Raw genomic sequence first — 26,528 nt, 5'->3', positions numbered from 1 at the left:
GAGAGTACTTTCCGCACGTTGCCCTGGTGTTTCGGCCACAGGAGAGTGGAGGCATGGAGCGCATGGAAGCCATGAGGCCCGGTGATCCCACGGACGGTCTCGAGCAGGCGCGGCAGTGGCTCGCCACGGCCGTCGCCGAGGCGCGGGCCGGTCTTGCGGAGGGCGGTATCCCCATCGGCGCGGCGCTGTACGGCGCCGACGGGCGGCTGCTCGGCCGCGGCCACAACCGCCGCGTCCAGGACGGCGACCCGTCGATGCACGCGGAGACGGCGGCGTTCCGCAACGCCGGGCGGCAGCGGACCTACCGCGGTACGACGATGGTGACGACCCTGTCCCCCTGCTGGTACTGCAGCGGTCTGGTCCGGCAGTTCGGGATCTCGCGGGTCGTCATCGGCGAGTCCGAGACCTTCCAGGGCGGGCACGACTGGCTGGCTCAGCACGGCGTGGAGATCGTGCAGCTCGACGACCCCGAGTGCATCGCCCTGATGCACGACTTCATCAAGAACAACCCCGCTCTGTGGAACGAGGACATCGGCGATGACTGAGGCTTTGACCGAGCAGTCGGCTGGACGGCAGCCCAAGCCCCGTATCCCCACCATCGATCTCCGGCCCTGGCTCACCGGCGACCCGGAGGCCCGGGCGGAGATCGCCCGCACCGTCGACGAGGCCCTGCAGACCGCCGGGTTCCTGCTGGTGACCGGACACGGCGTGGACCCGTCGCTGCGGGCGCGGATCCGGGCGGCCGCCCGCGAGTTCTTCGCCCTGCCTGCGTCCGTCAAGGAGCCGTACTCGGCGAAGGTCGGCGGCCGAGGCTGGCTCGGGCCTGGCGCGGAGGCCAACGGCTACTCGGAGGGTACGGAGACCCCGCCCGACCTGAAGGAGTCCCTGACCTTCGCGACGCACGAGCCCTTCGAGGACCCCGAGATCAACGCGGAGTGGTACGCCCCCAACGTGTGGCCGGCGGAGGTGCCGGAACTCCAGATGCTGTGCGAGGAGTACCTGGCGCGGATGGGCGAGCTGGAGAACCAGCTCCTCTCCCTGCTCGGCGAGGCCCTCGGACTCGAATCCGGCTTCTTCACGCGGCACATGGATCACCCGACGTACGGCTTCAACATCAACTGGTATCCGGGCACGGAGGTCGTCGGGGCTCCACAGGAAGGCCAGTTCCGCATCGGCCCGCACACCGACTTCGGCACGGTCACGATCCTCGACCGGCAGGCCGGCAAGGGCGGTCTCCAGGTGTTCACGGACGAGGGCGGCTGGGAGGACGCGCCGTACGACCCGGAGGCCTTCACCATCAACATCGGTGACCTCATGGCCCGTTGGACCGGCGACCGCTGGCGCTCGGGCCGCCATCGCGTGCTGCCCCCGCCGGCGGACGCTCCCGCCGAGGAGCTGATGTCCCTCGTGTACTTCGGCGAGTGCACGCCGGGCACGCTGGTGGAGTCCGTTCCCGCGCCCGTGGGCCGGGTCGCGTACGAGCCGGTGGACTCGCACGTCTATCTGCGTGCGCAACTGGACGCGATCACGGTCGGCTGACGGCTGACGGCGAGAAGTACCACTTCGGAGTGCCACCTCTGCGTGGCGCTACCGCTCGGCGTACGCGCCTCGCAGCTCCTGCCACCGGTCCGGCGTCCAGGCCGACCAGTACACGGGCCGGTCGTCGAGCGCGTCGAGCAGGTATTCGAAGTGTTGGTGCCAGGCGGCCAGGCAGTCGAGGCGCAGCTCGTCGTCGCCCTGGAGCTCGTTGGTGAAGCGGAGCGTGGTGCCGGCAGGACGCGCCGGTTCCAGGTGGAAGCGGATTCGGCCGTGGAACGACGTCATCGTGTACTCGGCGACCCGTTCCACGTCCCACGCGGTGATCCGGCCCGTGGCGACGATCGCCTCACCCTCGCCTGTGGTGAGCCAGCGCAGCGTGACCGCGCCGCCGAGCCGCGGCTCGAGCACATCGGCGGCGGCCAGCCATCCGCGCAGCCCCTCGGCTGTGGCCACCGCCGTCCAGACCTCCTCCACAGGGTGGGCGAGGTGCAGCAGGAAGTGGAGCGTATGGGTGTCGCCCGCGGTCCGGCTGGTGCCGTGCTCGATGGTTTCGTCCATGACACCAGCGTGGCCCGCGAAGGCGGCGCCTGCACCCCTTGCCCATGCCACCACCGGCTCCTTACGGGCAGCGGCCCGCCGCACGACGAAGGCCGGCTCCCATGACTCACGTCACAAGGGAACCGGCCTCGGTCGAACGACAGGTCAGACGCCCGCGTACGAATGCTTGCCGCTGACGAAGATGTTCACGCCGTAGTAGTTGAACAGCCAGCAGCCGAAGGCGATCAGGGCCAGGTAGGCGGCCTTGCGGCCCTTCCAGCCTGCGGTCGCGCGGGCGTGCAGGTAGCAGGCGTACGCGACCCAGGTGATGAACGACCAGGTCTCCTTGGGGTCCCAGCCCCAGTAGCGGCCCCAGGCGTCGCCCGCCCAGATGGCGCCCGCGATGATCGTGAACGTCCACAGCGGGAAGACGGCGGCGTTGACGCGGTAGGAGAACTTGTCGAGCGTCGCGGCGGCCGGGAGGCGCTCCAGGACGGAGGTCGCGAAGCGGCCGGGCTGCCCGCCGTTCGCGAGCTTGTTCTCGTACGAGTCGCGGAACAGGTACAGCAGCGTGCCTACCGCGCCCACGTAGAAGACCGCGCCGCAGAGGATCGCGGTGGAGACGTGGATCCACAGCCAGTACGAGTGGAGGGCCGGGACGAGCTGGTCGCTGGCGGTGTAGAGGACCGTGACGGCGAGGCCGAGGTCCAGCAGGACCGTGGTGACCAGCGGCAGGCCCAGCCAGCGGACGTTCTTCTTCAGCGCCAGCAGCGTGACGTACACGCCGACGGCGACCGTGGAGAAGGTGATGTTGAACTCGTACATGTTGCCCCACGGCGCCCGCTGCACCGACCACGCGCGGGTGAGCACACCGCTCGCCTCGACGAGGAACGCGAGGACCGTGAGGGACACGGCGATCCGGCCGTAGAGGTCGCCCTTTTCGTCGCCGCCGTGCGCGCCGGGGCCGTCCGGCACGTCGCGGGTGCCGGACGCGGAGCGGGTGACGACCTGGGGGCGCTCCAGGACGGCGGTGCCGCCCTTGGACTTGACCGTCACCGCGGGCGCCTGCCGACCGGCGGTGCCCTTGTCGGTCAGCGCGGCGGCCGTGCGGCTGACCTTGCTGCGGCTGCCGAAGATCCACTCGGCGATGTGCGCGAAGAAGGCCAGGGTGTAGACGGCCATCGCGGAGTAGATCAGCACGTTGCTGATCTCCGCGAGATTCTCGTTTGTTGCGGCGGCGAGAGTCACTGCTTCTCAGCCCCTTCGGCAGGTACGGCTTGGGGGTCGGGGGTGGGTTCGCCCGTGTCGGGTGCGGGCGGCGTCTTGTCGTACAGGACCGCGGCGAGGTCGCCCAGTTCCTCGGGGAGCTTCGCGGACTCGCTGCGGCCGAGGCCCGCCATCTCGACGACGGTGATTCCGTCGTTACCGGTGGTGGCGCGGACCCACACCCGGCGGCGCTGGATGAACAGCGAACCGGCCAGGCCCGCGATGGCGGCGATGGCTCCGCCGAGCGCCCAGCCGTCGCCGGGCTGCTGGGAGATCTGGAAGGTGGCCCACTGCTTGACGTCCTTCTCGAAGGTGATCGAGCCGGCGCCGTCGGGGAGCTTCATGGTCTCGCCGGGCAGCAGCCGCTTCTTCAGCAGCTCGCCGTCGGCGTCCTTGAACTCCTTCATCTTGGAGGTGTCCAGCTGGTACACGTTCTGCGGGATGCCGGAGTCGACGCCGAGGCTGCCGTGGTACGCGGACAGCGCGAGCACGGGGAAGTCGAGCTCCGGGAACTGGGAGAGCATCTCGCCGTGGCCGGCGCCCGCGAAGGTCGGCACGAAGAAGGCGTTGAAGCCGAGCTGCTCCTTCTTGCCGTTCTTGTCGGCGTAGCCGTCGAGGACCTTGATGGCGCCGGTCGAGGTGATGTTGGCGTCGATCGGCAGGAGCGGAACGGCCTGCTGGAAGACGACCTTGCCGCGGCCGTCGCGGACGGTGACGACGGGGGCGTAGCCGTGGCCGATGAGGTAGACCTTCGAACCGTCGATCTCGAGGGGCTTGTTCACCTCGATCGAGGTCTTCTTCTCCTTGCCGTCGGCACCCTCGCTGTAGGTGACGTCCGCGCGGAAGGTGCGGGCGGTGCCCTTGTTCGGCCCGGTGCGCTCGAACGTCCCCACGAAGTCGTCGAGCTGGAAGCTGAACGGTGCGAGGTCGTCGCTGTTGAAGAGGCTGCCGGACTTGAAGTCGTCGTACTGGGTGAGCGTGTTGGAGAAGCCGTCGCCCTCGAGGATCAGCTTGCCGCCCTCGGACTTGAACAGCTGTCCGGTGGCGAAGGCGATCAGCATCACGATCAGCGCGATATGGAAGACCAGGTTGCCGGCCTCGCGTAGAAAGCCTTTCTCGGCGGCGACCGCGTCTCCGGCCGTGTGGGCGCGGAAGCGGCGCTTCTTGAGCAGGGCGAGCGCGGCCGCGCGGACCTGCTCGGGTTCGGCCTCGGTGCGCCAGGTCGCGTACGCGGGCAGCCGGGTCAGGCGCCTGGGCGCGCCCGGCGGACGGCCGCGCAGCTGGCCGACGAACTGCCAGGTGCGCGGCACGATGCAGCCGATGAGGGAGACGAACAGCAGGATGTAGATCGCGGAGAACCACACCGAGCTGTAGACGTTGAAGAGCCCGAGCTTCTCGTAGATCGGCCCGAGCGTCGTGTGCGCGGCCTTGAAGTCCTGGACCTTGAGTTCGTCGCTGCCGGTCTGCGGAATCAGCGAGCCCGGGATCGCGCCGAGCGACAGCAGGAACAGCAGGATCAGCGCGACCCGCATGGAAGTCAGCTGCCGCCAGAACCAGCGGGTCCAGCCGACCGTCTCCCGCCAGGCCCAGGCCAGCCATCCGGCGGCGCCGGGCGCACGGACCCCGCCGAAGGAGCCGGGCACGACCGTCTCCACGGGCGCGGTGGACAGCTGCGATCCGGCTTCGTCGAGATCGCCCTCGTCCGGCGCCGCGCCCCGGGCGCGCTCGCCGACGGGGTCCGTCTCCTGGTGGGTCTCCACGTCAGTGCTCTGTTTCTGGCTGGTCTTGCTCATGGATCAGATCCCCACCGTGAAGCTGTCGGACCAGACCTGCATCTCTTGCACGAGGCTGTCCCACGCGCCCGTGAGCAGGAGCAGGCCGGTCGCAATCATCATGCCGCCGCCGATCCGCATCACCCATGCGTAGTGGCGCTTGACCCAGCCGAAGGCGCCGAGCGCCTTACGGAAGGCCACGGCCGCGAGTACGAAGGGCAGGCCGAGGCCGATGCAGTACGCGACCGTCAGCAGGGCCCCACGACCCGCGCTCGCCTGCTCGAACGCGAGGCTGTTCACGGAGGCGAGGGTCGGGCCGATGCAGGGTGTCCAGCCGATCCCGAAGAGCGCACCGAGGAAGGGCGCGCCCACGAGCCCGGTGGTCGGCCTCATGTGGAAGCGGAACTCGCGCTGGGTGAGCCAGGGCATCAGCCCCATGAAGAAGACACCCATGAGGATCATGAGCACACCGAGCACATCGGACAGGACGTCCTTGTGCTCCTGAAGCGTCGAGCCGAAGAACCCGAAGAGGGCACCACTGGAGACGAACACCGCGGTGAACCCGAGGACGAAGAGGCTCGCCCCCGCAACCATGCGGCCCCGCCGGGCCTCCGCCAGATCCGTACCGCTCACCCCGGTGACGTATGACAGATAGCCGGGCACCAGCGGCAGTACGCACGGAGAGAAGAAGGAGACGAGTCCGCCGAGGACGGCGACCGGCAGGGCCAGCAACAGGGCGCCGTTGAGGACCGTCTGGTTCGGTTCGGTGACGGCGGCGAGAGCCGTGCCGGCCGCGAGAGTCGTGACGCCCATCACTTCTCCGCGATCAGCGGCTCGAGCATCTTGCGGAGTTTCTCCTCGCTGAGCGGCGACAGCGAGCGGGCCGCGATGTTCCCTTCCCGGTCGATGACGACCGTGGAGGGGATGGCCTGCGGGTTGAGGGCGCCCTTGGGGAAGCGCAGCATCAGCTTGCCCGTCGGGTCGTACAGGCTCGGGTACGGCACGCCGTAGCTCTTCTCGAACTCCAGCGCAGGACTCTTGCTGGTGTCGCGTGTGTTGATGCCGACGAACTGCACGCCCTGCGCCTCGGTGTCCTTGGCGACCTTCACGAAGCCGGGCGCCTCGGCGCGGCACGGAGGGCACCAGGAGCCCCAGACGTTGAGGACGACGACCTTGCCCTTGTAGTCGGAGACATCGAGCTTGTCCCCTTCGAGGGTCTCGCCGTCGAGCTTGGGGGCGGGGCTCCGCTCGCCCTTGTCGACGGTGGCGATGCCGTCGGTGCCGGTGACGAAGTTGGTGTTGCCGGAGCCGCCTCGGGTGCCGCCCGACTCGCCGCACGCAGACAGGGTCAGGGCGGCGACCGCGGCCACGGCGGTCAGCAGGGCGGCACGGCCGCGACGGCTGGTGCGGTTCGAGCGCTGGGGGTCTCGGCTGGCGGCACTCATGTGAAAAGTTTCGCATGCCTGATTCGGGGATCTCCCGCACCCCCCTCGGGGGCGGAGAACCGCATTTCAGGCAGCGCTCCGGCTTCCCTTGCCGAGACTCTTCCAGCCACCGCCCGGGACTTCACCGACACCCAGGCTCTGCAGCTCGGCGAGGATCCGCGGATCCTGCACGTCGAGCCAGTCCACGAACTGCCGGAATGAGACGCAGCGCACATCCTTCCGGCCCGCGATGCGCTTGAGGCTCTCCTCGACGGCGTCCATATAGATGCCGCCGTTCCACTCCTCGAAGTGGTTGCCGACGAAGAAGGGTGCCCGGTTTGTCTCGTACGCCCGGTTGAAACCGGCGAGATAGGCCTCGGTCGCCTGGGTGCGCCAGCCCGGGTAGTTGTAGGCGGGCGCCCTGGTCGAGTTCAGGGACTGGTTGGCGAGCATGTTGTAGTCCATCGACAGGACCTCGAAGGTGCGCCCCGGGAACGGCACGCCCTGCAGGGGCAGATCCCACACGCCCTGCTTCGTGCGGGGCCAGCACTGGAGGCCGCCGGGCGAGGACGCGTCGTAGCGCCAGCCGAGCTCGCGGGCGGCAGGCAGGAGGTTGTCCTGGCCGAGCAGGCAGGGAGTGCGGCCGCCGATGAGTTCCTTGTCGTAGTCGAAGGGCAGCGGGGGCAGATCGGCCCAGCCCGTGTTCGTACGCCACTCCTTGACGAAGGACTTGGCCTGGGCGATCTCGCTGCGCCACTGCGCGGGCGTCCAGTTGGCGACACTGCCCGTTCCGTCGCAGAAGTGCCCGTTGAAGTGCGTCCCGATCTCGTGGCCCTCGAGCCAGGCCCGGCGGACGTTCTTCAGCGTCTCCTTGACGTGCCCGTCGGTGAGATAGCCGATGGCGGAGGCGCCGACGGGATTGTTCGGCGGGCGGTAGAGGCGCTTCTGGGACTCGGGCAGCAGATACAGCCCGGACAGGAAGAACGTCATGTGCACGCCGTGGTCGGCGGCGGCCTTCAGAAAGCGTGGGAACAGGCCGTTGCCGACCTCGCCCGCGCCGTCCCAGGAGAAGACGACGAACTGCGGGGGCTTCTCGCCGGGTTCGAGCGGCACCGGCCTGGCGGGCTGGTTCGGCTGCTTGCCGGTGTACGCGGTGGAGCCGTCGCCGATCGGGCGGACCTGGTTCTTCGGACGACGAGGCCTTCCGTCGCCGCCCCGGCCGCCGGGTGCTCCCGGGGCGCCCGCGCCACCGCCGTGCTCACCCCTGGGGCGGCCGCCGGCGCCGTCGGTTCCGCAGCCCACCAGCCCGAGGGAGGCCGCCGCACCGACTCCCAGCCCGATAAGTCCCCTTCGGGTGATATCGAACATTCCGCCCCCGTTCGTTGCGCTGAATATCCATAAAAGATGGACATCCCGTTAGAGGTCGCAACGAACACGGAGGTTCCCGTCAATCGCCTGCTTCTGTGGCCCTTTACGGCCGAGTGGCTCAAGACAGCCGTGCGGACGCGTCGATATGGCCGTACAGCGGCGATTACCCTGCCGCCGTACGGCCATGCCGGGACACCCCGGAGCGGCCTGGCGATGTCTGGTGCGGTTTACCGCGCCCCATAAGGGGCGCGGGGCTGTGACATTGTGCGGCTACGCCGCGATGGGGGTCCCCCTGTTCGAGCGGAGCCGAGAACTTGGGGGAGCGACCAGCCCTCACCGGCACACGGGTTCATCACCGCGCTACCAGCGGAGCGCTCAGGCCCCGAAGGCCTTGCCGTTGCCCTTCACCGGTTTGGCCCCGGCCAGCAGATGGGCCGGGACGAGATCACGGGCCGGCTCCGTGTAGCCGACGGAGACGATCTTGTCGCCCATGAACGTGAAGCTCGTCAGCGACGCGAGCGTGCACTGCCGCTTCCGCGGGTCGTGCCACAGCCGCCGCCGCTCCACGAAGCTGCGCACGATCCAGATCGGCAACTGGTGGCTGACGCACACCGCTTCATGGCCGCGGGCCGCGTCGCGCGCCGCCTCCAGCGCGCTCATCATCCGTACGACCTGCTCGATGTACGGCTCGCCCCAGGACGGCTTGAACGGGTTGACCAGGTGCTTCCAGTTCTCCGGCCGACGCAGCGCACCGTCGCCGACGCCGAAGGCCTTGCCCTGGAAGACGTTGTCCGCCTCGATCAGCCGGCTGTCCGTGGCGATGTCCAGACCGTGCGCCTTCGCGATCGGCGTCGCGGTCTCCTGCGCCCGCTCCAGCGGCGACGAGACGACGTACGTGATGTCGCGCGCCGACAGATGGTCGGCGACCCGCTCGGCCATCTGCCGCCCGAGCTCGGAGAGGTGGTACCCGGGCAGCCGTCCGTAGAGCAGGCCGTCGGGGTTGTGCACCTCGCCGTGGCGCATCAGGTGGACGACGGTGATGTCGTCGCGACCGGCGGGAGACTTCGGGGTCTCGGCGCTCTCGGTGGTCGTGCCGGTCTCGCGGGCTTCACGCGATGCGCTCATGCGGTGGCCTCCGCGGCGGCACGGGCGGCGGCGGGCAGGGCGGCGGCGATGCGCTCGATCGCCCGCTCGTCGTGGGCGGTCGAGACGAACCAGGCCTCGAAGGCCGACGGCGGCAGATACACGCCCTGCGCCAGCATCGAGTGGAAGAAGGCGTTGAAGCGGAACGCGTCCTGCGCCTTGGCGTCCTCGTAGGTGCGTACGTCTCCATCGGTGAAGAAGACGGAGAACATGTTCGACGCGTTCTGCAGCCGATGGGCGACGCCCTCCTTGGTGAGCGCGTCGGCCACCAGACCGCGGATCTCACGCGACACCGCGTCGAGCTTCTCGTACGCGGCGTCGTCCAGGAGCCGTAGCTGCGCGAGGCCCGCTGCGGTCGCGACCGGGTTCCCGGAGAGCGTGCCCGCCTGGTAGACGGGACCGGCCGGGGCGAGATGCGCCATCACGTCCGCGCGGCCGCCGAACGCCGCCGCGGGGAAGCCGCCGCCCATGACCTTGCCGAAGGTCATGAGGTCGGGCCGCACGCCGTCGATGCCGTACCAGCCGGCCTTCGACGTACGGAAGCCGGTCATGACCTCGTCGGAGATGTACAGGGCGCCGTTCGCGGTGCAGGCCTCCTTGAGGCCCGCGTTGAAGCCGGGCAGCGGCGGCACGACGCCCATGTTGCCCGGCGACGCCTCGGTGATCACACAGGCGATCTCTCCGGGGTGCGCGGCGAAGGCCGCGTGCACCGCGTCCAGGTCGTTGTACGGCAGGACGATCGTGTCGCCGGCCTGGGCACCGGTGACGCCGGGGGTGTCGGGCAGCGCGAAGGTCGCGACCCCGGACCCGGCGGCGGCCAGCAGGGCGTCGACGTGACCGTGGTAACACCCGGCGAACTTGATCACCTTGGCGCGCCCGGTGAACCCGCGTGCGAGACGGATGGCGGACATCGTGGCCTCGGTGCCGGACGAGACGAGCCGCACCTGCTCGACGGGCTCGATCCGCGCGACGATCTCCTCGGCCAGCGCGACCTCGCCCTCACCCGGCGTACCGAAGGACGTGCCACGGGCGACGGCCTCCTGCACGGCGGCGATGACCTCGGGGTGCGAGTGCCCGAGGATCATGGGCCCCCACGAGCACACCAGGTCGACGTACTCACGGCCGTCGGCATCCGTCAGATACGGGCCCGTGCCGGACACCATGAACCGGGGCGTACCGCCCACGGCGCGGAACGCGCGCACGGGAGAGTTCACGCCGCCGGGCGTCACACGGCCCGCACGGTCGAAGAGCCCCTGCGAGACCGGCGCCTCATAGGGGTACGGCGTGGTCGCCGCCGGGGACGACGCGCTGCCGGAGATGTTGTTCGCCTCTGCCATACCCCTCAGCGTACGGCCCGGTTCTCCGCGCACAGCTCCGGTCTCCCCGGCTCCGTACCGTGCCGTGACCGGTGTGGAACCGGCCCTCCACACTGCTCGTCCCCTTTTGCAGTGGTCATGGCGGGAAGGCCCTGCCTAGACTCCCCGGAGGATCCGCACTCAGGGAGAGTCACCGCCCTCAGCGGCCGGCTGTCGGCACGTCTCGGATGCCGAAGCCGCCCGTGGCATGGGACAGGTGTTTCACCGCACGTTTCGGCGAGCGGCCGTGGGGGAGGTCACTGTCACGATGATCGGGTTGCGCCGCGGGGGATGCGCGGCCTAGAAAAGCAGTCGGGTGGAGATATGCATCGCGGTGGCGGACTGGGCGAGGACACCGGTGACCTCGGTCCACGGCGTGCCGGAAGCCCCCCTGCCGCAGGTCAGGGAAGGGGACGACACCGGCGGGACACGCAGCGGCGCCCGGAGTCCGGGCCGGCGGAGACGACCGGGACACCCGGAGCACAGGCACCCCGGGCAGCGGCTCGGGGCGAGACGGAGCGAGCGCTGGGGGGAAGCAGGAGTGGCCGGGTGGGGGTGACCTACAAGTACTTCGGCGCGCCGGACGGCGCGACGGCAGCCCGCGTGCCGATCTCGATGCGCCCCGAGGAACTCGGCGGCGACGAACTCGGCATGGGTGGCATGTTCACCAAGATCAAGCCGGAGACGATGGCCGCGATGGTCCTCACCGGCATCGAGGGCATACCCCTGCACAAGGTCCCCCCGCTCGAACTGGTCGTCCTCCACCCCGACTACGCGGTCGTGAAGCTCCCCATGACGGTCGTCGACCCTCTGCGCGGCGTCGGCGAGGAAGCGGTGGGCGCCGCGGCGTTCATCTGGTCGACGGTCCCGGACCGCGGCGGCCCGCGCGACGCGTTCAACGTGTACCAACTGCTGCACGAGTGGCAGGACTTCAGCCATCGGTTGCATGAGGCGGGGCATCAGCCGTATTGCCTGGTGTGGCCCTGAGCTGGGGTTTCGTGGGATTCGGGCGGGGTCTTCGGGCCTCGCCCTTTTTGGTGCCGGAGAGGGGCCGTCAGGCGGCCAGGGCACATTGAGGGCACATTGGTTTTGCTGGGGGTGCTGATGTGCCCTCGGCGGCGGGCTGGTCGCCGTCGTCTTCCGCCTCGGCTTCCGTTTCCGTGAAGGCATCGTCGATCGCCTTGCGCGTGCGGGTCTCGCTGGAGGGCAGCAGGTGCGTATACGTCCGTAGCGTGAAGCCGGGGTCCGAGTGCCCGAGATACTCCGAGAGCGCCTTGATGCTCTCCCCTGCGTCCAGGAGCACGGAGGCGTAAGCGTGCCGGAGGGCGTGCATGCCGTCCTCGGGGGCCGCCTGGAGGTAGCGCGCGCCGCGCTCGCGGGGTGGGATCACTCCGGCGGCAGCAAGGGCGCGCTTCCAGTCGCCCATGTTGAAGACGCTGCGGTTGTACGCCCGCTCCTTCGCGTCGACGAAGAGGAGGCGGAAGGTCTTCGGCTCACCGTCCGGTTTGGTCCAGGGCAAGGTGACCGCGACCGGAGGGAACTCCTTCATGTGGGCCTTGAGGGCGGCTGCGAGCTGAGCGGGCAGGGGCACTGACCGGATCTTGTTGCCCTTGGGCAGGGCGAAGACCTGCTTCGTACCGACCAACCGCATCTGGCGGTTGATGTGGATCCAGCCACCCTTGAAGTCGATGTCCTCGACAGCGAAGCCGAACACCTCGCCCTGGCGGAGGCCGCAGCCGAAGGCGAGCTTGCCGCCGGCCTGGAAGCGCTTGGGGAGTCCGGCTATTACGGCACGCACGCGCTCCAACGACCAGGGGATGATCTTCTTCTTGGTCGCCGTCGGCAGCTTGACCGCCTTCGCCTTGCAGGGGTTCTTCGGCAGCAGCCCGTCCTCCATGGCCATGCCGAGGATGCTGGAGAGGATGTCGAAGATGCCCTCGATCGTCGACACCTCCAGTTCGGCGTCCTGGAGCGTGCGAATCCAACCCTGAATGATCGAGGGCTGGTTGAGAGACCGCAGCTCGCGTCGGCCGGGATGTCCGACGATGTGATTGCGAACGGTCGCCTCATAACGGAGCGCGGTCGTCGGGCCGACGGAGTTCGCGTCGAGCCACTTCTGCGCGTAGGCGCCGAGCGTCTGCTTCGTCTCGGCCGGGACGACGTAGGACCCGCGCCGGATCTCGACGTCGACCTCGGCGGCACGGTTGTCCGCCTCGGCCTTCGTGTGGAAGTTCTCCTTGCGCTGATGGCCATCCAGGTCGCGGTAACAGACCTGCCAGCGCTTGCCGATGCCGTGGTCGGCGGTGGGGACCATCCGCTTCGTACGGCTCTTGTGTTCGCCGCACTCGGCCTCGGCTCCTCGGCCGTGATGCGCTGGTAGCGCTCCACCTTCCCGTTGTGCCGAGGTGTGTATGGCTTGGTTCTCTGATGCCGGGTGCCTTGCCCGACGATGCGGGCGAAGTCGCCGGAGCGGTGGCAAGCGCCATTGTCGGTGACGACCCAGTGGATGTGGTTGATGCCGTGGGCGGCGAACCAGACCTTCGCCGGGCGAGGAAAGCAGCAGCCGTCGCGTCCTTGCGCGGACCACTTGAGTTCGCGGCGCCAGGACTCGATCTGCTCGATGACCCCTGCTGGAGTCGCGTTCGGACTCCGGTGCGGACTCGACGGCCGGTCTTGCAATCCCGCATCACCGTGTAGCCGCCAGCGATTTACCCAATGCTGGCGCATGCGCGAGAGATACCCATCTCAGCGGCGACGTGGCCAATGGGACGTGTCTGGCACCGCTTCACGAGCTGCCTACGGCCCTCGACGCTCAGGGGCGCATTCGCGTGGGGCACTCGTCGTCCTCTCGAAGTCAGACGAGGGCAGGCGCGACACCTATCGTACGCGCCTGCCACATTGCGGCCTTTCAGCCCCGCGGTGCGACGCGGATACGGTTCCCGTCAGGATCGGCTGCGAGGAAGGTCAGCCCGAACCCCGCATCATGAGGCTCCTGCAGGATCGTGACGCCCTTGGACTGCCACTGCTTGAAGATCGCGTTGACCTCGTCGGGCCCACTGTCGATGGCCAGGCACACCTCACTGGTACGCGGGACGTCCGCTGACAGATCCTCGAACTGGCCGGACCACACAGCGAGGTCAGCGCCTGGCCCGAGGTCGAAGGTGATGTATCCCGGAGTCTCGAACGACGGGCTCATGCCGAGGAGGTCGCCGTAGAAACGTGCTGCGGCGGGAGCGTCGTTCACGTAGACGATGGACACGACGGATGTGGTCATGGTTCTTCCTTCTCGCAGGTCGTGGGTACGCATCCGCCAGCCTGACCAGGATATGCGCCGCATCATGTCGCAATTCTTGAAAAACTTGGCGCGTGACCCCAGACCGCTTCTTCTCCCTGATGCTGCTCCTGGCATCGAGGAATGCCGTGACCACACAGGAACTCGCCTCGGCGCTCGGGGTGTCCCTTCGAACCGTCACCCGGGACCTGAACTGGCTCCGCGAGGCCGGTCTGCCGGTGACCGCGCAACGGGGCCGCCTCGGAGGCGTGACCATGCTGCCCGGGTCCGGGCTCGACCTCACGCGACTCACGCCGGGCGAGCGTGATCATCTCTCGCTCGCCGGGCTGGACGAGAAGCAACGTGCGGAGCTCGACGCATCGGTCGAAAGCCGGCGCGCGCTCTCCAAGATCGCCGCTGCCCAGCCACGTCGAGTTGATGAGCTCCTGCCGCTCACGGACGTAGTGCACGTGGACAGCCGTCCCTGGCTCCAGGCCCGTGCTTCCGGCACGACCCCGGCTTCGCTGATCGGCCCGGTGCGGCGCGGTCGCCGGCTACGGATCGAGTACGACAGCCCACGCGAATCATGCCCAAGCGACCTGGTCGTGGATCCCTACGGGCTGTTCGCCAAGGCCGGCATCTGGTACCTCGTCGCCGACTGTGCCCGACTGCCACGGATGTACCGACTCGAACGGATCACCACGTGGAAAGAAGTCGACCAGCCACGACGGATCCGCGAGAACCAGACCCTGGCCACCGTCGCTGCAGCGCTCGTTGACCAGTGGGAACACAACCATGCGATAGAGGTCAGCGCCACCATCGACCAGACCCAGATCGAGCGAGCGCGACGGATCCTCGGCCAACGACTCGTCCAGGACGACCATGAGGAATCCACCACCGGCCACAGGGTGAGGATCCGCTTCCTGCACCTGGAGGACGTGCGAACACTACTGCCGTTCGGGAGCACCATCACTGTGCACGGCCCCGCCGAAGCCAGGGCTCACCTCCGCGACCTCGCCACCGACCTCGCCCACCACTATGCGCCGTCACCAACGTCCTGACCCGCAACATCTAGGAACGCCTACGATGAGGCGCCGCCCAGCTACCAGCGCCCAGCCAGCGAGCGGATGTTCTCCATCAAGGCGTGCAACAGGAACGGAGGCTCCGTCGCGACCGTCCCGGTTGTCTCCAGGTATGTCGCCGCATTCTTCCCGCCAAGGCCCTCACCGGACCGGACGAGGTCCTGCCTGCGCTCGTCCCAGGCTGGCCAGTGCTGGGCGAGATAGGTCTCCAGGGTGTCCTCGAAGACGGTGTAACGGCCGGTCGAGTCGTCGGTAGGCCGGGGAGTCGGTGTCGCGCCCAGGTACTGGAGAAGGTTCGCGTTCTTGGTCCGGTTGTTGCGTGCCTGGCGCTCGAACTCCTGCTCCTTCTCTTGGCGCTGCTGAGGGATGAGGTGGCGCACCGATTCCCGCTTACGCTCCTCCATGTCGGCGTCACCGTCGAATACGACGTAGCAGGGCACGCCCAAGGCGCTGAAGAGCGCGTCGGAAATCATGAGGTTGTCCTTGCCGTGGACCTCGATGACGCTGATGCCCTCCGCGCCCAGGTTGATCCCCGACCGGTCCGCGCAACCGGTGATCACTCCCTCGTCCCCGCGTCCCTCGACCAGCACCACGGCATGGGCGAAGAAGCCCTCTGCCAGGGGCACCTCCCAGCGTCCCCTCGGTCCTGCTCCTGATCACCTTCTTGTCGACCAGCCCGTCGAGGGTCCTGCACAGATCCCCCTCCGTGGCCTGCCACACCTCAGTGACGGGGTGGTCCTCGCCAGCAGCGCGGCCAAGGCGTCGAACTTGGTGGTAACCCTTCGGATCGATGAAGACGGGGTTATGAGTGGCGTACATGACCTGCGTACGGCCCTGCGGAGAGGTGCTGACCAGCTCGCGGAGCACCTTCGCGAACGTCCGCGCCTGAGGTGGGTGCTGGAACAGCTCCGGCTCCTCGATGGCCAGGCACAGCGAGAACTGCCGAGAGGAGTTTTCCCAGGTCAACTCACATTCCCTTGCGGAACCCCAGGTCAGCGCCCTCCTGCCCCCATTCGCTGCACGAGTGGCAGGACTTCAGCCATCGGTTGCATGAGGCGGGGCATCAGCCGTATTGCCTGGTGTGGCCCTGACCTGGGGTTTTCATGGTGCGTGGGCGGGGTTTTCGGACCCCGCCTTTTTCGTGTCCCCGGAAGGGCCCGTCAGGCGGTCAGGGCATATGGCAGGGCTCAGGCCAGTGACAAGAAGAGCTTCTCCAGCCGGGCCCGCATCTGTGCGGAGTCCTGCTCCGCGGGGCTCTCGCCGCTCATGCACTGCTGCAGCCCCGTCGCGATGATCGAGAACCCGGCCCGGTCCAGGGCACGAGACACGGCGGCCAGCTGAGTGATGACCTCCTCGCAGTCCCGGCCCTCCTCGATCATCCGGATGATCCCCGCGATCTGTCCCTGCGCCCGCCGCAGCCGGTTCAGCGCCGACCTCAGCTCGTCGGCCGTCATGTCGAGTTGCACAGACCCTCCTCCACATACCCCCGATATACCCCAGCGGGTATTTTACCGTGGAGACTACCCAACCATCGAAAGGCGATTGTTTCGTGACCACCCACACCGCCCTCACTCCGGGCCAGGCCACCGCACGCTTCGGCGAGTTCGCCATCGTCGACGTGCGCTCTCCGGGTGAGTACGCCTCCGGCCACCTGCCGGGCGCCCACAACATCCCCCTGGACCGCCTGGAGGAGGCCGCCGACGCCCTGAAGATCGCTGCCTCGCGCGCGCCACTGCTGGTCGTGTGCGCCTCCGGGGCTCGCTCGGCCACGGCCTGTGCTCAGTTGGCCCAGCTGGGCATCGAGGCGGCCACCCTGGAGGGAGGCACCAGCGCCTGGGCGGCGGCCGGACACGCCGTCGAACGTCCGGCCGGGGCCCGCACCACCTGGCCCATGGACCGCCAGGTGCGGCTGGCCGCCGGCTCCCTGGTTGTCGTCGGCTTCCTGGCCGGACTGGCCTGGTCGCCCGCGCACTGGCTGTCCGGGGCCATCGGCGCAGGACTGGTCTTCTCCGGCGTGACCAACACCTGCGGCATGGCCGCCGTCCTGGCGAAGCTCCCCCACAACCGCCCCCCCAAGGACGCCGTCACCTTCCAGGAGACCCTGCTCCGTCTGGCCGCCTGATCCGGGCCGCCCTGAACAGACGGCTGCCTCGTCCTGACGAGCGCATAACGGACGGGCGGCACGGCACACGGTCGGCGGTCGCGTCGGCGTGACGGTCCTCCGGCGTGGAGACCACGAACGTGTAGCGCCCGTCCTCGTCCCGGGCCGTCTCAGGCACGAGCGGCATCGCCGGTCAGCATGACGACACGTCGTGCGGCTGGCGCGCTGCCGCGACGGTCGGAGGTGTGCGCTCGCCGCGTCGAGTCCACAGAAGGGCTCCTGCCAGCAGCACGGCAGCGCTCACCAGCCAGGGCAACGGGCCCGGCGGCAGGGCAGCGACCGCCAAACCGGTCAGAGCGCCCGCCAGTTGCAGGGCGAGGGACTGGACGGACAGCACGGTGGCGCGGCCAGAAGATGCGACCCGGCGGTGCAGGAGGTCCTTCTCGCTCGGTCCCGCCGCGCCCAGCCCGAGGTAGACGAGGCCGTAGCCGATAGCCGCGACGACCAAGGGCAACCCGCCCGTGGAGGTAGCGGTGGCGCCGAGGAGAAGCAGGCCGCTCGCGCCGGCGCCGAGGCTCACCAGGACCGCACGCTCGCCGCTCCCTGCGAGCCGGGCGGTGAGCGGTCCGAGGTGGCTCCCGATGGCCGAGCAGACGAAGCCGGCGCACGCGAGCGAGGCGTAGAGGACCGCGCCCGACTCCGGAGCGCCCGTGAGAGCTGCCGCACGGCCCGGCGTGAACAGTTCGATCGCGGCCAGCGCGCTGCCGACTGCCCCCGCGGTGAGGAGCACCCGCCGGACCAGCACGTCACGTCCGCCCAGCCGCAGTCCGCCCGCAATGGTGGCCGGGATGCCTCGCAGTACGTCGCGCAGCGTCACTCTCGGCCGGGGCGGCTCGCGCAGCGCGGCCAGGACGTACGACACGAAGACGATCTCCACCACTGCGCCCAGCAGAATCGGCACGGAAAGGGGCAGCGCCAGCCCAGAGGTGGCTTCGCTCAGTCGGGCGCCGATGTCGGGACCCAGTCCGAGCAGCCAGGGAACAGCGCCGCCCAGCAGGGTGCCGATCGCGAGCGCGGTGGACGTCGCGGCGCTGCCGCGGGCAAGTCCGGTACGCAGTTCGGCGTCGGGGCCGGAGTGCGCCTGGACGGTGTCGACGTACCAGGCTTCGGCAGGTCCGCTGGACAGTGCACGGCCCGCACCCATGAGGATCATGCCGAGGGTGAGCACCCAGGGCGTGGTCCCCAGTCCCAGGAGAGTGAGGGCGGTCAGGTTCATCAGGCCGGCAGCCGCGAGGACGGTACGGCGTCCGAGGACGTCGGACAGTCCTCCGGTGGGCAGTTCCAGCGCTGCGGCGGTCAGAGAGTGCGCGGCGAAGAACCCGGCGACGGCGGCAAGGGGCATCCCACGCTCGGTGAACAGCAGGATCAGCGGAGCGATGCCCAGACCCACCGGAAGCCAGAAGAGCGCGCAGACCGTCACGTAGCGGCGGCGTGTGGTGCGTATGTCCAACGGCTGGGTCACGATGCGCCCTCGGCGTCTGCCTTCCTGGGGGCGGAGTCGTCCGGCTCTGGTTCCGCGTATAAGTCACGCGGTGCGAGGGGCAACCCAGCGGTGAGCAGCACGACCAGCGCGGCACGGGGATTTCGCGCATCACGGGCCGTCAGTTCCTCCAACTTCCGCTCGAAGGCCTCCCAGAGTTCGGTGAGCGACTCCGGGGTGAGGCTCGGCATCAGGTCGCTGATCCCGGACGGCTCCACCCACTCCTGGCCCAGCCGCCCGTGCGCGATGTCCTCTTGGTGCCGGGCAAGAGACGCCTCCAGGTGCTCGATCTGGCGCCTGCGCGCGAAGCCGACGAAGGCGCGACTGTCGGGGGAGGCTTCCATGGCCGTGTTGCCCCATGCAGTCAAGGAGTGCACTGCCTGCCAGCGACGTTCCCGGCCGTCACGGTGTTCGGCCTCGGCGACGAACGCGTACTTCGCCAGAACCCGTAGGTGATAACTGGTGGAACCGGATGACTCCCCGGTCCTGACTGCGAGTTCACTCGCGGTGGCTGGGCCGTCCTGTCGCAGGAGTCCGAGCAGCCGGATACGCAAGGGGTGAGTGAGAGCCTTCAGGGCTGCCGCGTCCCGCTCAGGATCGAGTACGCGCTTGTGCTCTTCGCTGACCATGAGCGGAGCGTAGAGCCAACTGGGCACTTCCCAAAAGAATTTTTGCAAAACTACTTTCGGGAAGTGTATCGACTGGCGAGTCGGAGTGCGGGGCAGCGTCCATGGAGTCCGGTCGCGCTCGCGGCGGCCGCCCTACTTGTCAGGCTCCGTCGCCATCGAACAGCTCCGTCGCGGAAGTCGCGTGGACGGCCCGCTGCGCCCAGGCGTCGAGACGGTCCAGATCGGTGCAGGCGGTCACCCGCTCACGGACGGATTCGGGCACTTCAATGCCACGCCAGTCAAGGATCCTGAGGACCATCGACGCGCGCTCCTTCTCCACGCCCTTTTCCACACCGAGTTCAATGCCCTCTTCCCGGACCTTCTCGGCGACCGGGTGACGGAAGAAGTAGTTCACCGGCATCATCAGCTCCCTCCAGATCTTCTTCGCCTGGTCATCCACCAGGCCTGACTCGACCAACTGCGCAAATACCGCCGCGCTGTCGGGGTCAACGGTCTCCAGAGCCACCGCAAGTGGTCTCAGTATCGCAGCGACACCCGGCCCTCTACCATGCGTAATCGCCGAGAACACCGCGAGTGAGACATCCTGCGCTACCTCCTTCTCGTCCGTGATCACCGGCACGTTGTCCGGCCCGAGGACCAGCGGCCGCACCATCAGCGAGGTCCAGCCCGGCAAGCCGAGCCGGATGGGCCGGGCGGCCCAACGGGCGGTAGAGCTGCTCTGAGACATGACGATCAGCACCGGTTCACAGCGGTACTTCGCGTAGAGGTAGCTGAGGTAGTAGGCCCAGCTACCCCGTTTGGCCTCGTCCTTCTTGCCCTGCGCCTCCAGCACCAGCAGAAAGCTGCCCTCGTCGGTGTCCACCCAGACGGGATCAACGCGCCACGCCGCACCGAGGTCACACCACACGTACTTGCCCCGGTCGCCGCCCTGGGCGAGCGGATGCCAGCCCCAGTCGTCGGCGCAAGCTCGGACGAGTTCGAGGCCGCGGCCCGTCTCCGCGTCGACGCCGTGCGCCGGCTCCGGCACGGGCGAAGGTGGTTTGGGGTCGGCATCCCACGTACCGATACGCAGGACTCCGTCCCGCCAGCACAGGCGTAGAGCCGCGGGGCCCTTCGTGTGCCGTACGGCGTTGGAGACCAGTTCCGTCGCCAGCAGCTCGGCCACGTCGGTGAGCCGGATCAGCCCGTGGGCGGTGAGGATCAGGTTGTGAGGGAAGCCATGACCACCCCCGCGGAGTGGCAGAAGTCGTCCTTCTCCGGCGGAGGTGAAGGCAATGACTGCATCGAACTGGCCGCATTCCGTGCCCAGTTGATCCACCTCCGCGAAAGCGACACCCCCGCCACCCGCCTCACCACCACCCCCGCCCCGCTCGCCCACCTCATCCTCGGCATAAAGTCGGGCAGGCTCAGCAACACACGCCCTGCGTGATCATCGCCGTTCCTCACGGCGAACCGTCGGCGAGAACCTCGGCCAGCGCGTGCGACGCCTGGCGGATCATCCCGGGGTTCGTGTCCCAGTAGTACGGCAGTGCCACCACGGCCTGGAAGAGGGCCCAGCCGCGGCCGCGTAGCCAGGACGCGTCGTCGACGGCGAGTTCGGACCGGTACCGCGTGCGGCTGGCTCCTGTGAAGACGTTCCACGCGGGCAGCAGATCGCATGCGGGGTCGCCCACGTTGAGGGTGCCGAAGTCGATCACCGCGGACAGGCGACCGCCGACGACGAGCAGGTTGCCGGGCAGCAGGTCGCCGTGCAGCCACGTCTCCTCGCCGTCCCATGTCGGGGCGTCCAGCGACTCCTCCCAGGAGCGGAGGGCGGCCGCGCCGTCGATTCGGTTTCCGAGCTGTTCGATCGACCTGCGTACCGACTCGTCGTGTTCCGCGAGTGGTCCGCCCCGGCCGCGGGGAGGGCGCGGAGGGGCTCCCGTCGTGTCGACCCGGTGCAGCGCCTTCACGAAGGCCGCCAGATCAACCGCCGCCCGGTCCAGGTCGTCGATCGTGCCGTTCGCGTTCTCGCCGGGCAGCCACTCGTACACCGACCAGTCGAAGGGATAGCCCTCCGCCGGGCGCCCCTGCGCCAGCTGCACCGGAAGGGCGAGCGGCAGGTGCGGTGCGAGCCTCGGCAGCCACTCCGCCTCCCTCGCCGCCTGCTCGGTGGCCCATCCGATGCGGGGCAGCCGCACAGACAGGTGGTCACCGAGTCGGTAGATGTCGTGGTCGGTCCCGTACGACGCGACCGGCTCGATCGTCAGATCGGCCCACTGCGGGAACTGTCCCGCGAGCAGGCGACGTACGAGAGCGACGTTGGTTTGGATCTCGTCGGCATGCATCTTGATAGCGCCCATCGCAGGCAGCTTGGGCCAATCGCCTCGCAGTCTCAACTGAGTTTCCAGAGCACGGTCACCGGCGGCCGTGCGTGTGATGATGGCCGTGGTCAGCAGCCGAACAAGGTGGGGGTGGGGCGTGACCAGTCGCTTGCTGATGCCGTGCCGGCGCGCGGACGTGCGTACGGAAGAAGCGCGGATGGCCGAGGAAACGGTGGGCGTGGACGGGTCCGTTCAGCCCACTCCCATCCTGGACTGGGAGCATCCGGCTCTCGCAGGCCTCGTGACCTCGGTGCGGCGGGAGGCCGCGGCGCGAGGCGCGACCAGCCCGCGCGCGCTGCTGCAGGTCGCGCACGGGATCATCGCGCGGCGCGTGCGTCCCGTGTACTCGGTCGAGGAGCGGCGTCGGGCCTCACATACCCTGCGGCTGGGCCGTGGTTCGTGCAGCCAGCGGATGGCCGTACTGGAATCGGTCGCCCGCGCGGTCGGCGTACCGACGCGGGTCCGCGGGCTGCTCGTGGACGGAGCGTTCTGGTATCCGCGCTTCCCCCGGTTCAAGCCGCTTGTGCCGGAGCATGTGCTGCTGGCTTGGCCCGAGTTCCTGCTTGAGCAGCGGTGGGTGCCGATCGCCGAGCTGTTCGGTAGCTTGAGCGAGCTCAGCGACTTCGGAGGTGGCGCGTTCACCAACCAGGGTGGCGAGACGCTCTTCGATGCCGTGGCGCGCACGGCGGTGGACTGGGACGGGACGCCCGGCTGCGGTATGTCGGGGGCCGGGTGCGATCTGTCGGCCCAGGTCCTGGTGGACTTCGGGCACTTCGGCTCCCGCGACGAGCTCTTCGCGCGGCACGGGCAGACCCTGTGCTGGCCGGCGCGCAGGCTCGGCGAACCGGTGCTCGGGCGCTGGGGCGCGGGCGCGCGTGCCGACGCGGGCGCCGCCTCGGCCTGAGCGCACCTCGGTCATGGGCGTACGCGACCTGCCTGGACGCCGTACTCACACAGCAAGCTGACCGGGCTTCCCCACCGTGAACCCGATCACCGCCCCACCCCCCGCCCGGCGCCGGGCGAACGGGGTGCCGCCGTGGGATGCGGCCACCTCGCGGACGATCGAGAGGCCCAGGCCGGAGCCGGGCAGGCCCCGGGCGTCGGGGGCGCGGTAGAAGCGGTCGAAGACGCGCGTCAGGTCCGCCTCGGCGATTCCGGGGCCGCGGTCGCGTACCTCGACGCGTGCGTTGCCGGCCGCCTCCGCCGCTCCGGTGACGACGATCTCGATGGGAGCCGTACCACCGGGGTCGAACTTGGCGGCGTTCTCCACGAGGTTGGAGACCGCCCGCTGGAGGGCGGCGGGCCGGCCCTCGACGACCGTGCTCGCCATGTCGTCGGGGACCACCTGCACGGTGACCACCCGGCCGGTACGGCGTCGGGCCGCCCCCGCGACGTCCTCCGCCACCTCACCGAGCGCCACCTCCACCACCGGCTCGTCGTCCTGCTGTCCGGCGGCAAGGTCCACCAACTCGTTGACCAGGTCGGTCAGTTCCCGGGACTCCTCCGCCAGGTCCGCGATCAGCTCCTCGCGGCCGCCGGGCGGCAGTTCCTCGATACGGCGCAGCAGCGAGATGTTCGTACGCAGGGATGTGAGCGGCGTACGGAGTTCGTGGCCCGCGTCCTGGACGAGGCGCCGCTGGTCCTCGACGGACCGCGCGAGCCGCCCCAGCATGCGGTCGAAGGCGCGGCCGAGCCGGGCCACTTCGTCCCGTCCGGCGACCGGCACCTGGGTGTCGAGACGCCCGGTGCGCGCCACGCCCTCGGCGACGTCGGTCAGCCGTACGAGGCGGCCGGTGATACGCCGGGCCAGCCACCAGCCGAACAGCCCGGCGGCCACGACGATCGCGGCGACGAGGGCGACCGTGCGTTTCTGGAGCTCCCGCAGCAGGTCCTCCGTATCGCTGAACTCCTGAGCGACCTGCACGGCGCCGCGGCCGCCGCCGAACGCCACGGTCGCGAGGCGGTACCGGTCCTCGCCGACCTCCACCTCGTCGTGCACGTTCCGTGTGCCCGCCTTCCGGGCCTCGGCGGTCCGCCGGTCGTCGGCGCCGACGGGCAGGGGCGGACTCCCCTTGTCCACGATCCGGCCGCCGGACCCGAGTACCTGCACGTTGGTGCGCGTGGGCCGGATCAGGTCGTCGCGCGGGCCGTCGTGGTCCCGGTCCCTGGAGATGAAGTCGTCTGGTGTGAGCGTGCGCCGGCCCACCTGCTCGCGCAGATCGTGCACGACCTCGTCGAACACCGCCTGCTGGTCGACGCGCACCAGCCGGGCCGCCGCGTCGTAGCTGAGAAAGCCGATGAGCACGGTCACGGCAGCGGCCACGGCCGCGAACGACACCGCGAAGGTGGTGCGCAGGGAGGACGGCGACCGGCTGCCGGGGAGCATCTCAGTCCTCTCTGAGGACGTAGCCGACTCCCCGCACCGTGTGGATCAGCGGAGGCCGCCCCGGTTCGTCCATCTTGCGCCTCAGGTATCCGACGTACACGGCGAGGTTCTTGGAGCCGGGGCCGAAGTCGTAGCCCCAGATGCGGTCGTAGACCGTCGAGTGGTCGAGGACGATGCCCGTGTTGCGGGCGAGCAGTTCCAGCAGGTCGAACTCGGTCCTCGTCAGCTCGAGTTCGCGCGCCCCACGCCAGGCGCGTCTGGCCGGCGGGTCGATACGGAGGTCTGCCACCACCACGGCCTGGCCGTCCTGTACGCGTCCGGGTACAGGACGGCCGTCGGGGGCGAGGGGCTGGGAGCCGTGACCGGGCGGGAGCGTGCCGCTCCCGGTGCGTCGCAGCAGGGCCCGCAGCCGGGCGAAGACCTCCTCCACGTCGAAGGGCTTGACCACGTAGTCGTCGGCGCCCGCGTCCAGGCCGGCTATGCGGTCGGCGGTCTCCACGCGCGCGGTGAGCATCAGGATCGGCGTACGGTCGCCTTCCGCGCGCAGTACGCGGCACACCTGCAGGCCGTCGATGCCCGGCATCATCACATCCAGTACGAGGACGTCCGGCTGCCTCCGATGCGCTTGGGCGAGCGCCTCGACGCCGTCGGCGACCGCGGTGACCTCGTATCCCTCCAGCGTCAGCGCCCGCTCGAGGGCGTGCCGGATGGCGCGGTCGTCCTCAGCGAGCAGCACGGTGTGGGACGCGTGCTCAGGCTCGGACCCTGGCTGGGGCGCGAGCTCCGGTGCGGGGTCGGGCACGAGGTCGGGTACGGGGTCCGGCGCGGTGTGGGACACGGCCCCAGTGTGCCAAGAGGGCCGGCCGTTGCGTCCTGACGAGAGCCCCGGCGGCCCTCTTCTTACCGGGCTCTCACCTGGGCCGGTGTGCCGGCTTACCCGCGGGGGCGAGGGTGTGCCGGGATGCGGTCGACGCTGCGGGGAGGGGCGATATGAAAACGGGGTACACCGCGCGAGTCGGGGGCAGCGCGAGCGCAGGCCGGGCCACGGGTGTCGACCACCCAGCCGCCACCGGCCTCTCCTCAAGCGTCGACCACCCAGCCGCCACCGGCCCGACCGCGACCGTCACGGTCTCCGCAGGCCAGGGCACGAGGGCCGCCGACCCCGCGGGCCCCGCGGGCGGAAAGCGCCGTCGGCGGTTCCCCGCCACGCTCCGGCGTCGGCCCGCCCCCTGGCTCGGCCTCGTCGCCCTCGCGTACGCCACCGTCCAGCTCACCGCCGTTGTCCCGCACATCGGACACGCGCTCGGCTGGGACGAGGGCGTCTACGTCTCCCAGGTCGACCCGCGCAACCCCGCCGCGTACTTCAGCGCCCCGCGCTCCCGCGGCACGAGCATGCTCGTGGCTCCCGTGCTCGCCGTGACCTCCGACCCCTTCGTCCTGCGGATCGTGCTGGCGCTGCTGTCCGCGGCCGCGCTGTACGCGGCGTTCCGGGTCTGGCGGCCCCTCGTCGGGCCGGGCACGTCGGCGCTCGCCGCGCTGTTGTTCGCGGGCCTGTGGACGACCGAGCTGTACGGTCCGCAGGCCATGCCCAACCTGTGGGTAGCGCTGGGCGCGGTCGCCACGACGGGCTGGTTCCTGCGGACGGGGGTGCCCGGCCGGATTCGGGTGCCCGGCCGGATTCCGATTCGGGTGCCCGGCCGGACGCCGGTGACCAGGCAGCGGTACGCGCCCTGGTGGATGGCCGGCTGCCTCGCCGCCACCGCCCTCGTACGCCTGCCGGACGCGGGGTGGCTCGCCCTCCCCCTCATCGGCGCCGCCGTTCTCGTACGCGAACGGCGCCGCGTGCTCCCCTGGCTGCTCGGCGGGCTTGCCGCAGGCGGCGCCCAGTGGGTGGTCGAGGCGTACGTCCGGTTCGGCGGAATCCCGCAGCGGCTGCGCATCTCCGGCGCCACCGAGGGCGGTATGAGCCCGCACCTCAACCTCGGCAACGCATGGCGCGCCCTCAACGGCCCCGAGTTGTGCCGACCCTGCACGGTCCCCCTCCGCCATCCCGAACTCACCGTCTGGTGGCTGGCGTTGCCCCTGCTCACCGCCGCGGCGCTCATGGTCGCGTTCGCGGACCGCCGCCGCGGAAGGGGCGGCACCGACGAGGGCACCGGGGACCGGCTCCCCCGGCCCGCTGACGCGGCCCGTCCGTTCGCGGTCACCGCCGTCCCCGTTGCCTGCGCCGCCTCACTCGCCGTGCCGTACCTCTTGCTGCTCGGCTACTTCGCCCCGCGTTTCCTGCTGCCGTCGTACGCGCTGCTCGCCCTCCCCGTCGCGGCACTCCTCCTCCGGGCCGCGCGCGCCGGCACCCCTGTCGCGGCGGTCGTCGCCCTCGCCGTCGCCGGGCAACTCGTCTCCCAGTACGCCCTGCTGGAGCATCTGACAGCCGAGACGGCCGCCGTCGACCACCGCTACCGGCTGGCCGCCGACGACCTGCACGCCCTCGGCCTGCACGCGCCATGCCTGGTCACAGGTCCGCGGGCGCTCCCGGTCGCGTACGACGCGGGCTGCGCCTCCGCGGAGACGAGCGGCAACAACCGGTCGGTCACCACGCGGGAGCTACTGCGCCGGGCAGGTCGGCAGCCGACCGTCGTACTCACTGTCGGCGGCCATCGCCCTCCGCGCTACGCCCTCGCCTGGACCCCGCACGCGCTGCCGGGCACGGGCGGCTGGACGGCTTGGCGCGCGCCGTCGCGGCCGTAGCAGC

At 69.8% G+C, this 26,528-nt stretch carries 26 protein-coding genes and 2 pseudogenes; 8 read left to right on the top strand and 20 right to left on the bottom strand.

Annotated elements, in window-relative coordinates:
- The first annotated feature begins 62 nt into the window (after positions 1-62).
- Positions 63-545 carry a nucleoside deaminase gene (locus H1D24_RS34100; RefSeq protein ID WP_258564531.1) on the top strand — a complete coding sequence of 161 codons (483 nt, stop codon included), beginning with the start codon at positions 63-65 and terminating at the stop codon, positions 543-545.
- Positions 538-1,539 carry an isopenicillin N synthase family dioxygenase gene (locus H1D24_RS34095; RefSeq protein ID WP_181661592.1) on the top strand — a complete coding sequence of 334 codons (1,002 nt, stop codon included), beginning with the start codon at positions 538-540 and terminating at the stop codon, positions 1,537-1,539. Before H1D24_RS34100 ends, H1D24_RS34095 begins: the two co-directional genes overlap by 8 nt.
- Positions 1,540-1,587: 48 nt before the next feature.
- On the opposite strand, the gene H1D24_RS34090 is transcribed toward H1D24_RS34095, so the two are convergent.
- The 8 genes from H1D24_RS34090 to hemL all read right to left on the bottom strand — a co-directional run bounded on the left by H1D24_RS34090 (position 1,588) and on the right by hemL (position 10,386).
- Positions 1,588-2,097: an SRPBCC domain-containing protein gene (locus tag H1D24_RS34090; RefSeq protein ID WP_181661591.1), complete on the bottom strand. Its 510-nt coding sequence runs from the start codon at positions 2,095-2,097 to the stop codon at positions 1,588-1,590.
- A gap of 144 nt (positions 2,098-2,241) precedes the next feature.
- Positions 2,242-3,324: a c-type cytochrome biogenesis protein CcsB gene (gene ccsB / locus H1D24_RS34085; RefSeq protein WP_181661590.1), complete on the bottom strand. Its 1,083-nt coding sequence runs from the start codon at positions 3,322-3,324 to the stop codon at positions 2,242-2,244.
- Positions 3,321-5,135 carry a cytochrome c biogenesis protein ResB gene (resB, locus tag H1D24_RS34080; RefSeq protein WP_181661589.1) on the bottom strand — a complete coding sequence of 605 codons (1,815 nt, stop codon included), beginning with the start codon at positions 5,133-5,135 and terminating at the stop codon, positions 3,321-3,323. The genes ccsB and resB overlap by 4 nt, the downstream gene beginning before the upstream one ends.
- Before the next feature lie 3 nt (positions 5,136-5,138).
- Positions 5,139-5,927 carry a cytochrome c biogenesis CcdA family protein gene (locus H1D24_RS34075; RefSeq protein ID WP_181661588.1) on the bottom strand — a complete coding sequence of 263 codons (789 nt, stop codon included), beginning with the start codon at positions 5,925-5,927 and terminating at the stop codon, positions 5,139-5,141.
- The gene (locus tag H1D24_RS34070; RefSeq protein WP_181661587.1) at positions 5,927-6,559 is read right to left on the bottom strand and encodes a TlpA family protein disulfide reductase; all 633 of its coding nucleotides are present in this window, start codon (positions 6,557-6,559) and stop codon (positions 5,927-5,929) included. The genes H1D24_RS34075 and H1D24_RS34070 overlap by 1 nt, the downstream gene beginning before the upstream one ends.
- Before the next feature lie 66 nt (positions 6,560-6,625).
- Positions 6,626-7,906, bottom strand: a complete 1,281-nt coding sequence (locus tag H1D24_RS34065; RefSeq protein ID WP_181661586.1) for a polysaccharide deacetylase family protein — start codon at positions 7,904-7,906, stop codon at positions 6,626-6,628.
- A 375-nt stretch (positions 7,907-8,281) separates the two neighbouring features.
- Complete coding sequence (locus H1D24_RS34060; RefSeq protein ID WP_258564530.1) at positions 8,282-8,929, bottom strand: histidine phosphatase family protein; 648 nt, start codon at positions 8,927-8,929, stop codon at positions 8,282-8,284.
- Between the two features lie 98 nt (positions 8,930-9,027).
- The gene (gene hemL / locus H1D24_RS34055; RefSeq protein ID WP_220137553.1) at positions 9,028-10,386 is read right to left on the bottom strand and encodes a glutamate-1-semialdehyde 2,1-aminomutase; all 1,359 of its coding nucleotides are present in this window, start codon (positions 10,384-10,386) and stop codon (positions 9,028-9,030) included.
- Between the two features lie 342 nt (positions 10,387-10,728).
- Here hemL and H1D24_RS34050 point away from each other — a divergent pair, with 342 nt between their 5' ends.
- Positions 10,729-11,391 (top strand): hypothetical protein, encoded by a 663-nt coding sequence (locus tag H1D24_RS34050; RefSeq protein ID WP_181661584.1) that lies wholly within the window; start codon positions 10,729-10,731, stop codon positions 11,389-11,391.
- A gap of 67 nt (positions 11,392-11,458) precedes the next feature.
- On the opposite strand, the gene H1D24_RS34045 is transcribed toward H1D24_RS34050, so the two are convergent.
- The 3 genes and pseudogenes from H1D24_RS34045 to H1D24_RS34035 form a co-directional block, all read right to left on the bottom strand.
- Positions 11,459-12,817 (bottom strand): site-specific integrase, encoded by a 1,359-nt coding sequence (locus tag H1D24_RS34045; RefSeq protein WP_181661629.1) that lies wholly within the window; start codon positions 12,815-12,817, stop codon positions 11,459-11,461.
- Positions 12,760-13,241: pseudogene (locus tag H1D24_RS42985) on the bottom strand (helix-turn-helix domain-containing protein); the annotation flags it as partial. The gene H1D24_RS34045 and the pseudogene H1D24_RS42985, both read right to left, overlap by 58 nt.
- Positions 13,242-13,312: 71 nt before the next feature.
- Complete coding sequence (locus H1D24_RS34035) at positions 13,313-13,678, bottom strand: VOC family protein (protein ID WP_181661583.1); 366 nt, start codon at positions 13,676-13,678, stop codon at positions 13,313-13,315.
- A 92-nt stretch (positions 13,679-13,770) separates the two neighbouring features.
- Between H1D24_RS34035 and H1D24_RS34030 the strand changes: the two genes are divergently transcribed.
- Positions 13,771-14,736 (top strand): helix-turn-helix transcriptional regulator, encoded by a 966-nt coding sequence (locus tag H1D24_RS34030; RefSeq protein ID WP_181661582.1) that lies wholly within the window; start codon positions 13,771-13,773, stop codon positions 14,734-14,736.
- Positions 14,737-14,777: 41 nt separating this feature from the next.
- Here the strand turns inward: H1D24_RS34030 and H1D24_RS42980 are convergent, their stop codons facing one another.
- The 3 genes and pseudogenes from H1D24_RS42980 to H1D24_RS34020 form a co-directional block, all read right to left on the bottom strand.
- On the bottom strand, positions 14,778-15,383 hold the full coding sequence (locus tag H1D24_RS42980; protein WP_258564535.1) for an ATP-dependent endonuclease: 606 nt from the start codon (positions 15,381-15,383) through the stop codon (positions 14,778-14,780).
- A 223-nt stretch (positions 15,384-15,606) separates the two neighbouring features.
- A pseudogene (locus H1D24_RS42975) lies at positions 15,607-15,723 on the bottom strand (hypothetical protein); the annotation flags it as partial.
- Positions 15,724-15,944: 221 nt separating this feature from the next.
- The gene (locus tag H1D24_RS34020) at positions 15,945-16,223 is read right to left on the bottom strand and encodes a metal-sensitive transcriptional regulator (RefSeq protein ID WP_181661581.1); all 279 of its coding nucleotides are present in this window, start codon (positions 16,221-16,223) and stop codon (positions 15,945-15,947) included.
- 83 nt (positions 16,224-16,306) lie between these two features.
- On the opposite strand from H1D24_RS34020, the gene H1D24_RS34015 reads away from it, so the two are divergent.
- Positions 16,307-16,879 (top strand): rhodanese-like domain-containing protein, encoded by a 573-nt coding sequence (locus H1D24_RS34015; RefSeq protein WP_181661580.1) that lies wholly within the window; start codon positions 16,307-16,309, stop codon positions 16,877-16,879.
- Between the two features lie 172 nt (positions 16,880-17,051).
- Here H1D24_RS34015 and H1D24_RS34010 read toward each other — a convergent pair whose 3' ends face one another.
- From H1D24_RS34010 to H1D24_RS34000, 3 genes are all read right to left on the bottom strand, one after another.
- The gene (locus H1D24_RS34010; RefSeq protein ID WP_309484545.1) at positions 17,052-18,380 is read right to left on the bottom strand and encodes an MFS transporter; all 1,329 of its coding nucleotides are present in this window, start codon (positions 18,378-18,380) and stop codon (positions 17,052-17,054) included.
- On the bottom strand, positions 18,377-19,027 hold the full coding sequence (locus H1D24_RS34005) for a helix-turn-helix domain-containing protein (RefSeq protein ID WP_181661579.1): 651 nt from the start codon (positions 19,025-19,027) through the stop codon (positions 18,377-18,379). The genes H1D24_RS34010 and H1D24_RS34005 overlap by 4 nt, the downstream gene beginning before the upstream one ends.
- 139 nt (positions 19,028-19,166) lie before the next feature.
- A complete protein-coding gene (locus tag H1D24_RS34000) occupies positions 19,167-20,192 on the bottom strand; it encodes an ATP-binding protein (protein WP_309484544.1) in 1,026 nt (341 codons plus the stop codon).
- Positions 20,193-20,246: 54 nt separating this feature from the next.
- Between H1D24_RS34000 and H1D24_RS33990 the strand changes: the two genes are divergently transcribed.
- Entirely contained in the window at positions 20,247-20,456 is a 210-nt protein-coding gene (locus tag H1D24_RS33990) for a DUF397 domain-containing protein (RefSeq protein ID WP_181661578.1), read from the top strand.
- 13 nt (positions 20,457-20,469) lie between these two features.
- On the opposite strand, the gene H1D24_RS33985 is transcribed toward H1D24_RS33990, so the two are convergent.
- Positions 20,470-21,369 carry an aminoglycoside phosphotransferase family protein gene (locus H1D24_RS33985; protein ID WP_181661577.1) on the bottom strand — a complete coding sequence of 300 codons (900 nt, stop codon included), beginning with the start codon at positions 21,367-21,369 and terminating at the stop codon, positions 20,470-20,472.
- Positions 21,370-21,487: 118 nt separating this feature from the next.
- Here H1D24_RS33985 and H1D24_RS33980 point away from each other — a divergent pair, with 118 nt between their 5' ends.
- Complete coding sequence (locus tag H1D24_RS33980; RefSeq protein ID WP_309484543.1) at positions 21,488-22,294, top strand: transglutaminase domain-containing protein; 807 nt, start codon at positions 21,488-21,490, stop codon at positions 22,292-22,294.
- A gap of 45 nt (positions 22,295-22,339) precedes the next feature.
- Here the strand turns inward: H1D24_RS33980 and H1D24_RS33975 are convergent, their stop codons facing one another.
- Both H1D24_RS33975 and H1D24_RS33970 read right to left on the bottom strand, forming a co-directional pair.
- Positions 22,340-23,776: a HAMP domain-containing sensor histidine kinase gene (locus H1D24_RS33975; RefSeq protein WP_181661576.1), complete on the bottom strand. Its 1,437-nt coding sequence runs from the start codon at positions 23,774-23,776 to the stop codon at positions 22,340-22,342.
- 1 nt (position 23,777) lies between these two features.
- On the bottom strand, positions 23,778-24,512 hold the full coding sequence (locus H1D24_RS33970) for a response regulator transcription factor (protein WP_181661625.1): 735 nt from the start codon (positions 24,510-24,512) through the stop codon (positions 23,778-23,780).
- Between the two features lie 254 nt (positions 24,513-24,766).
- Here H1D24_RS33970 and H1D24_RS33965 point away from each other — a divergent pair, with 254 nt between their 5' ends.
- Positions 24,767-26,524 (top strand): hypothetical protein, encoded by a 1,758-nt coding sequence (locus H1D24_RS33965; RefSeq protein ID WP_220137550.1) that lies wholly within the window; start codon positions 24,767-24,769, stop codon positions 26,522-26,524.
- The last annotated feature ends 4 nt before the right edge of the window (positions 26,525-26,528 follow it).

The sequence above is a fragment of the Streptomyces himalayensis subsp. himalayensis genome (assembly GCF_013778455.1).
Taxonomy (GTDB): Bacteria; Actinomycetota; Actinomycetes; order Streptomycetales; family Streptomycetaceae; genus Streptomyces; species Streptomyces himalayensis.
The sequence above is the reverse complement of the archived record's forward strand: the minus strand, read 5'-3'. Positions and strand labels throughout refer to the sequence as shown.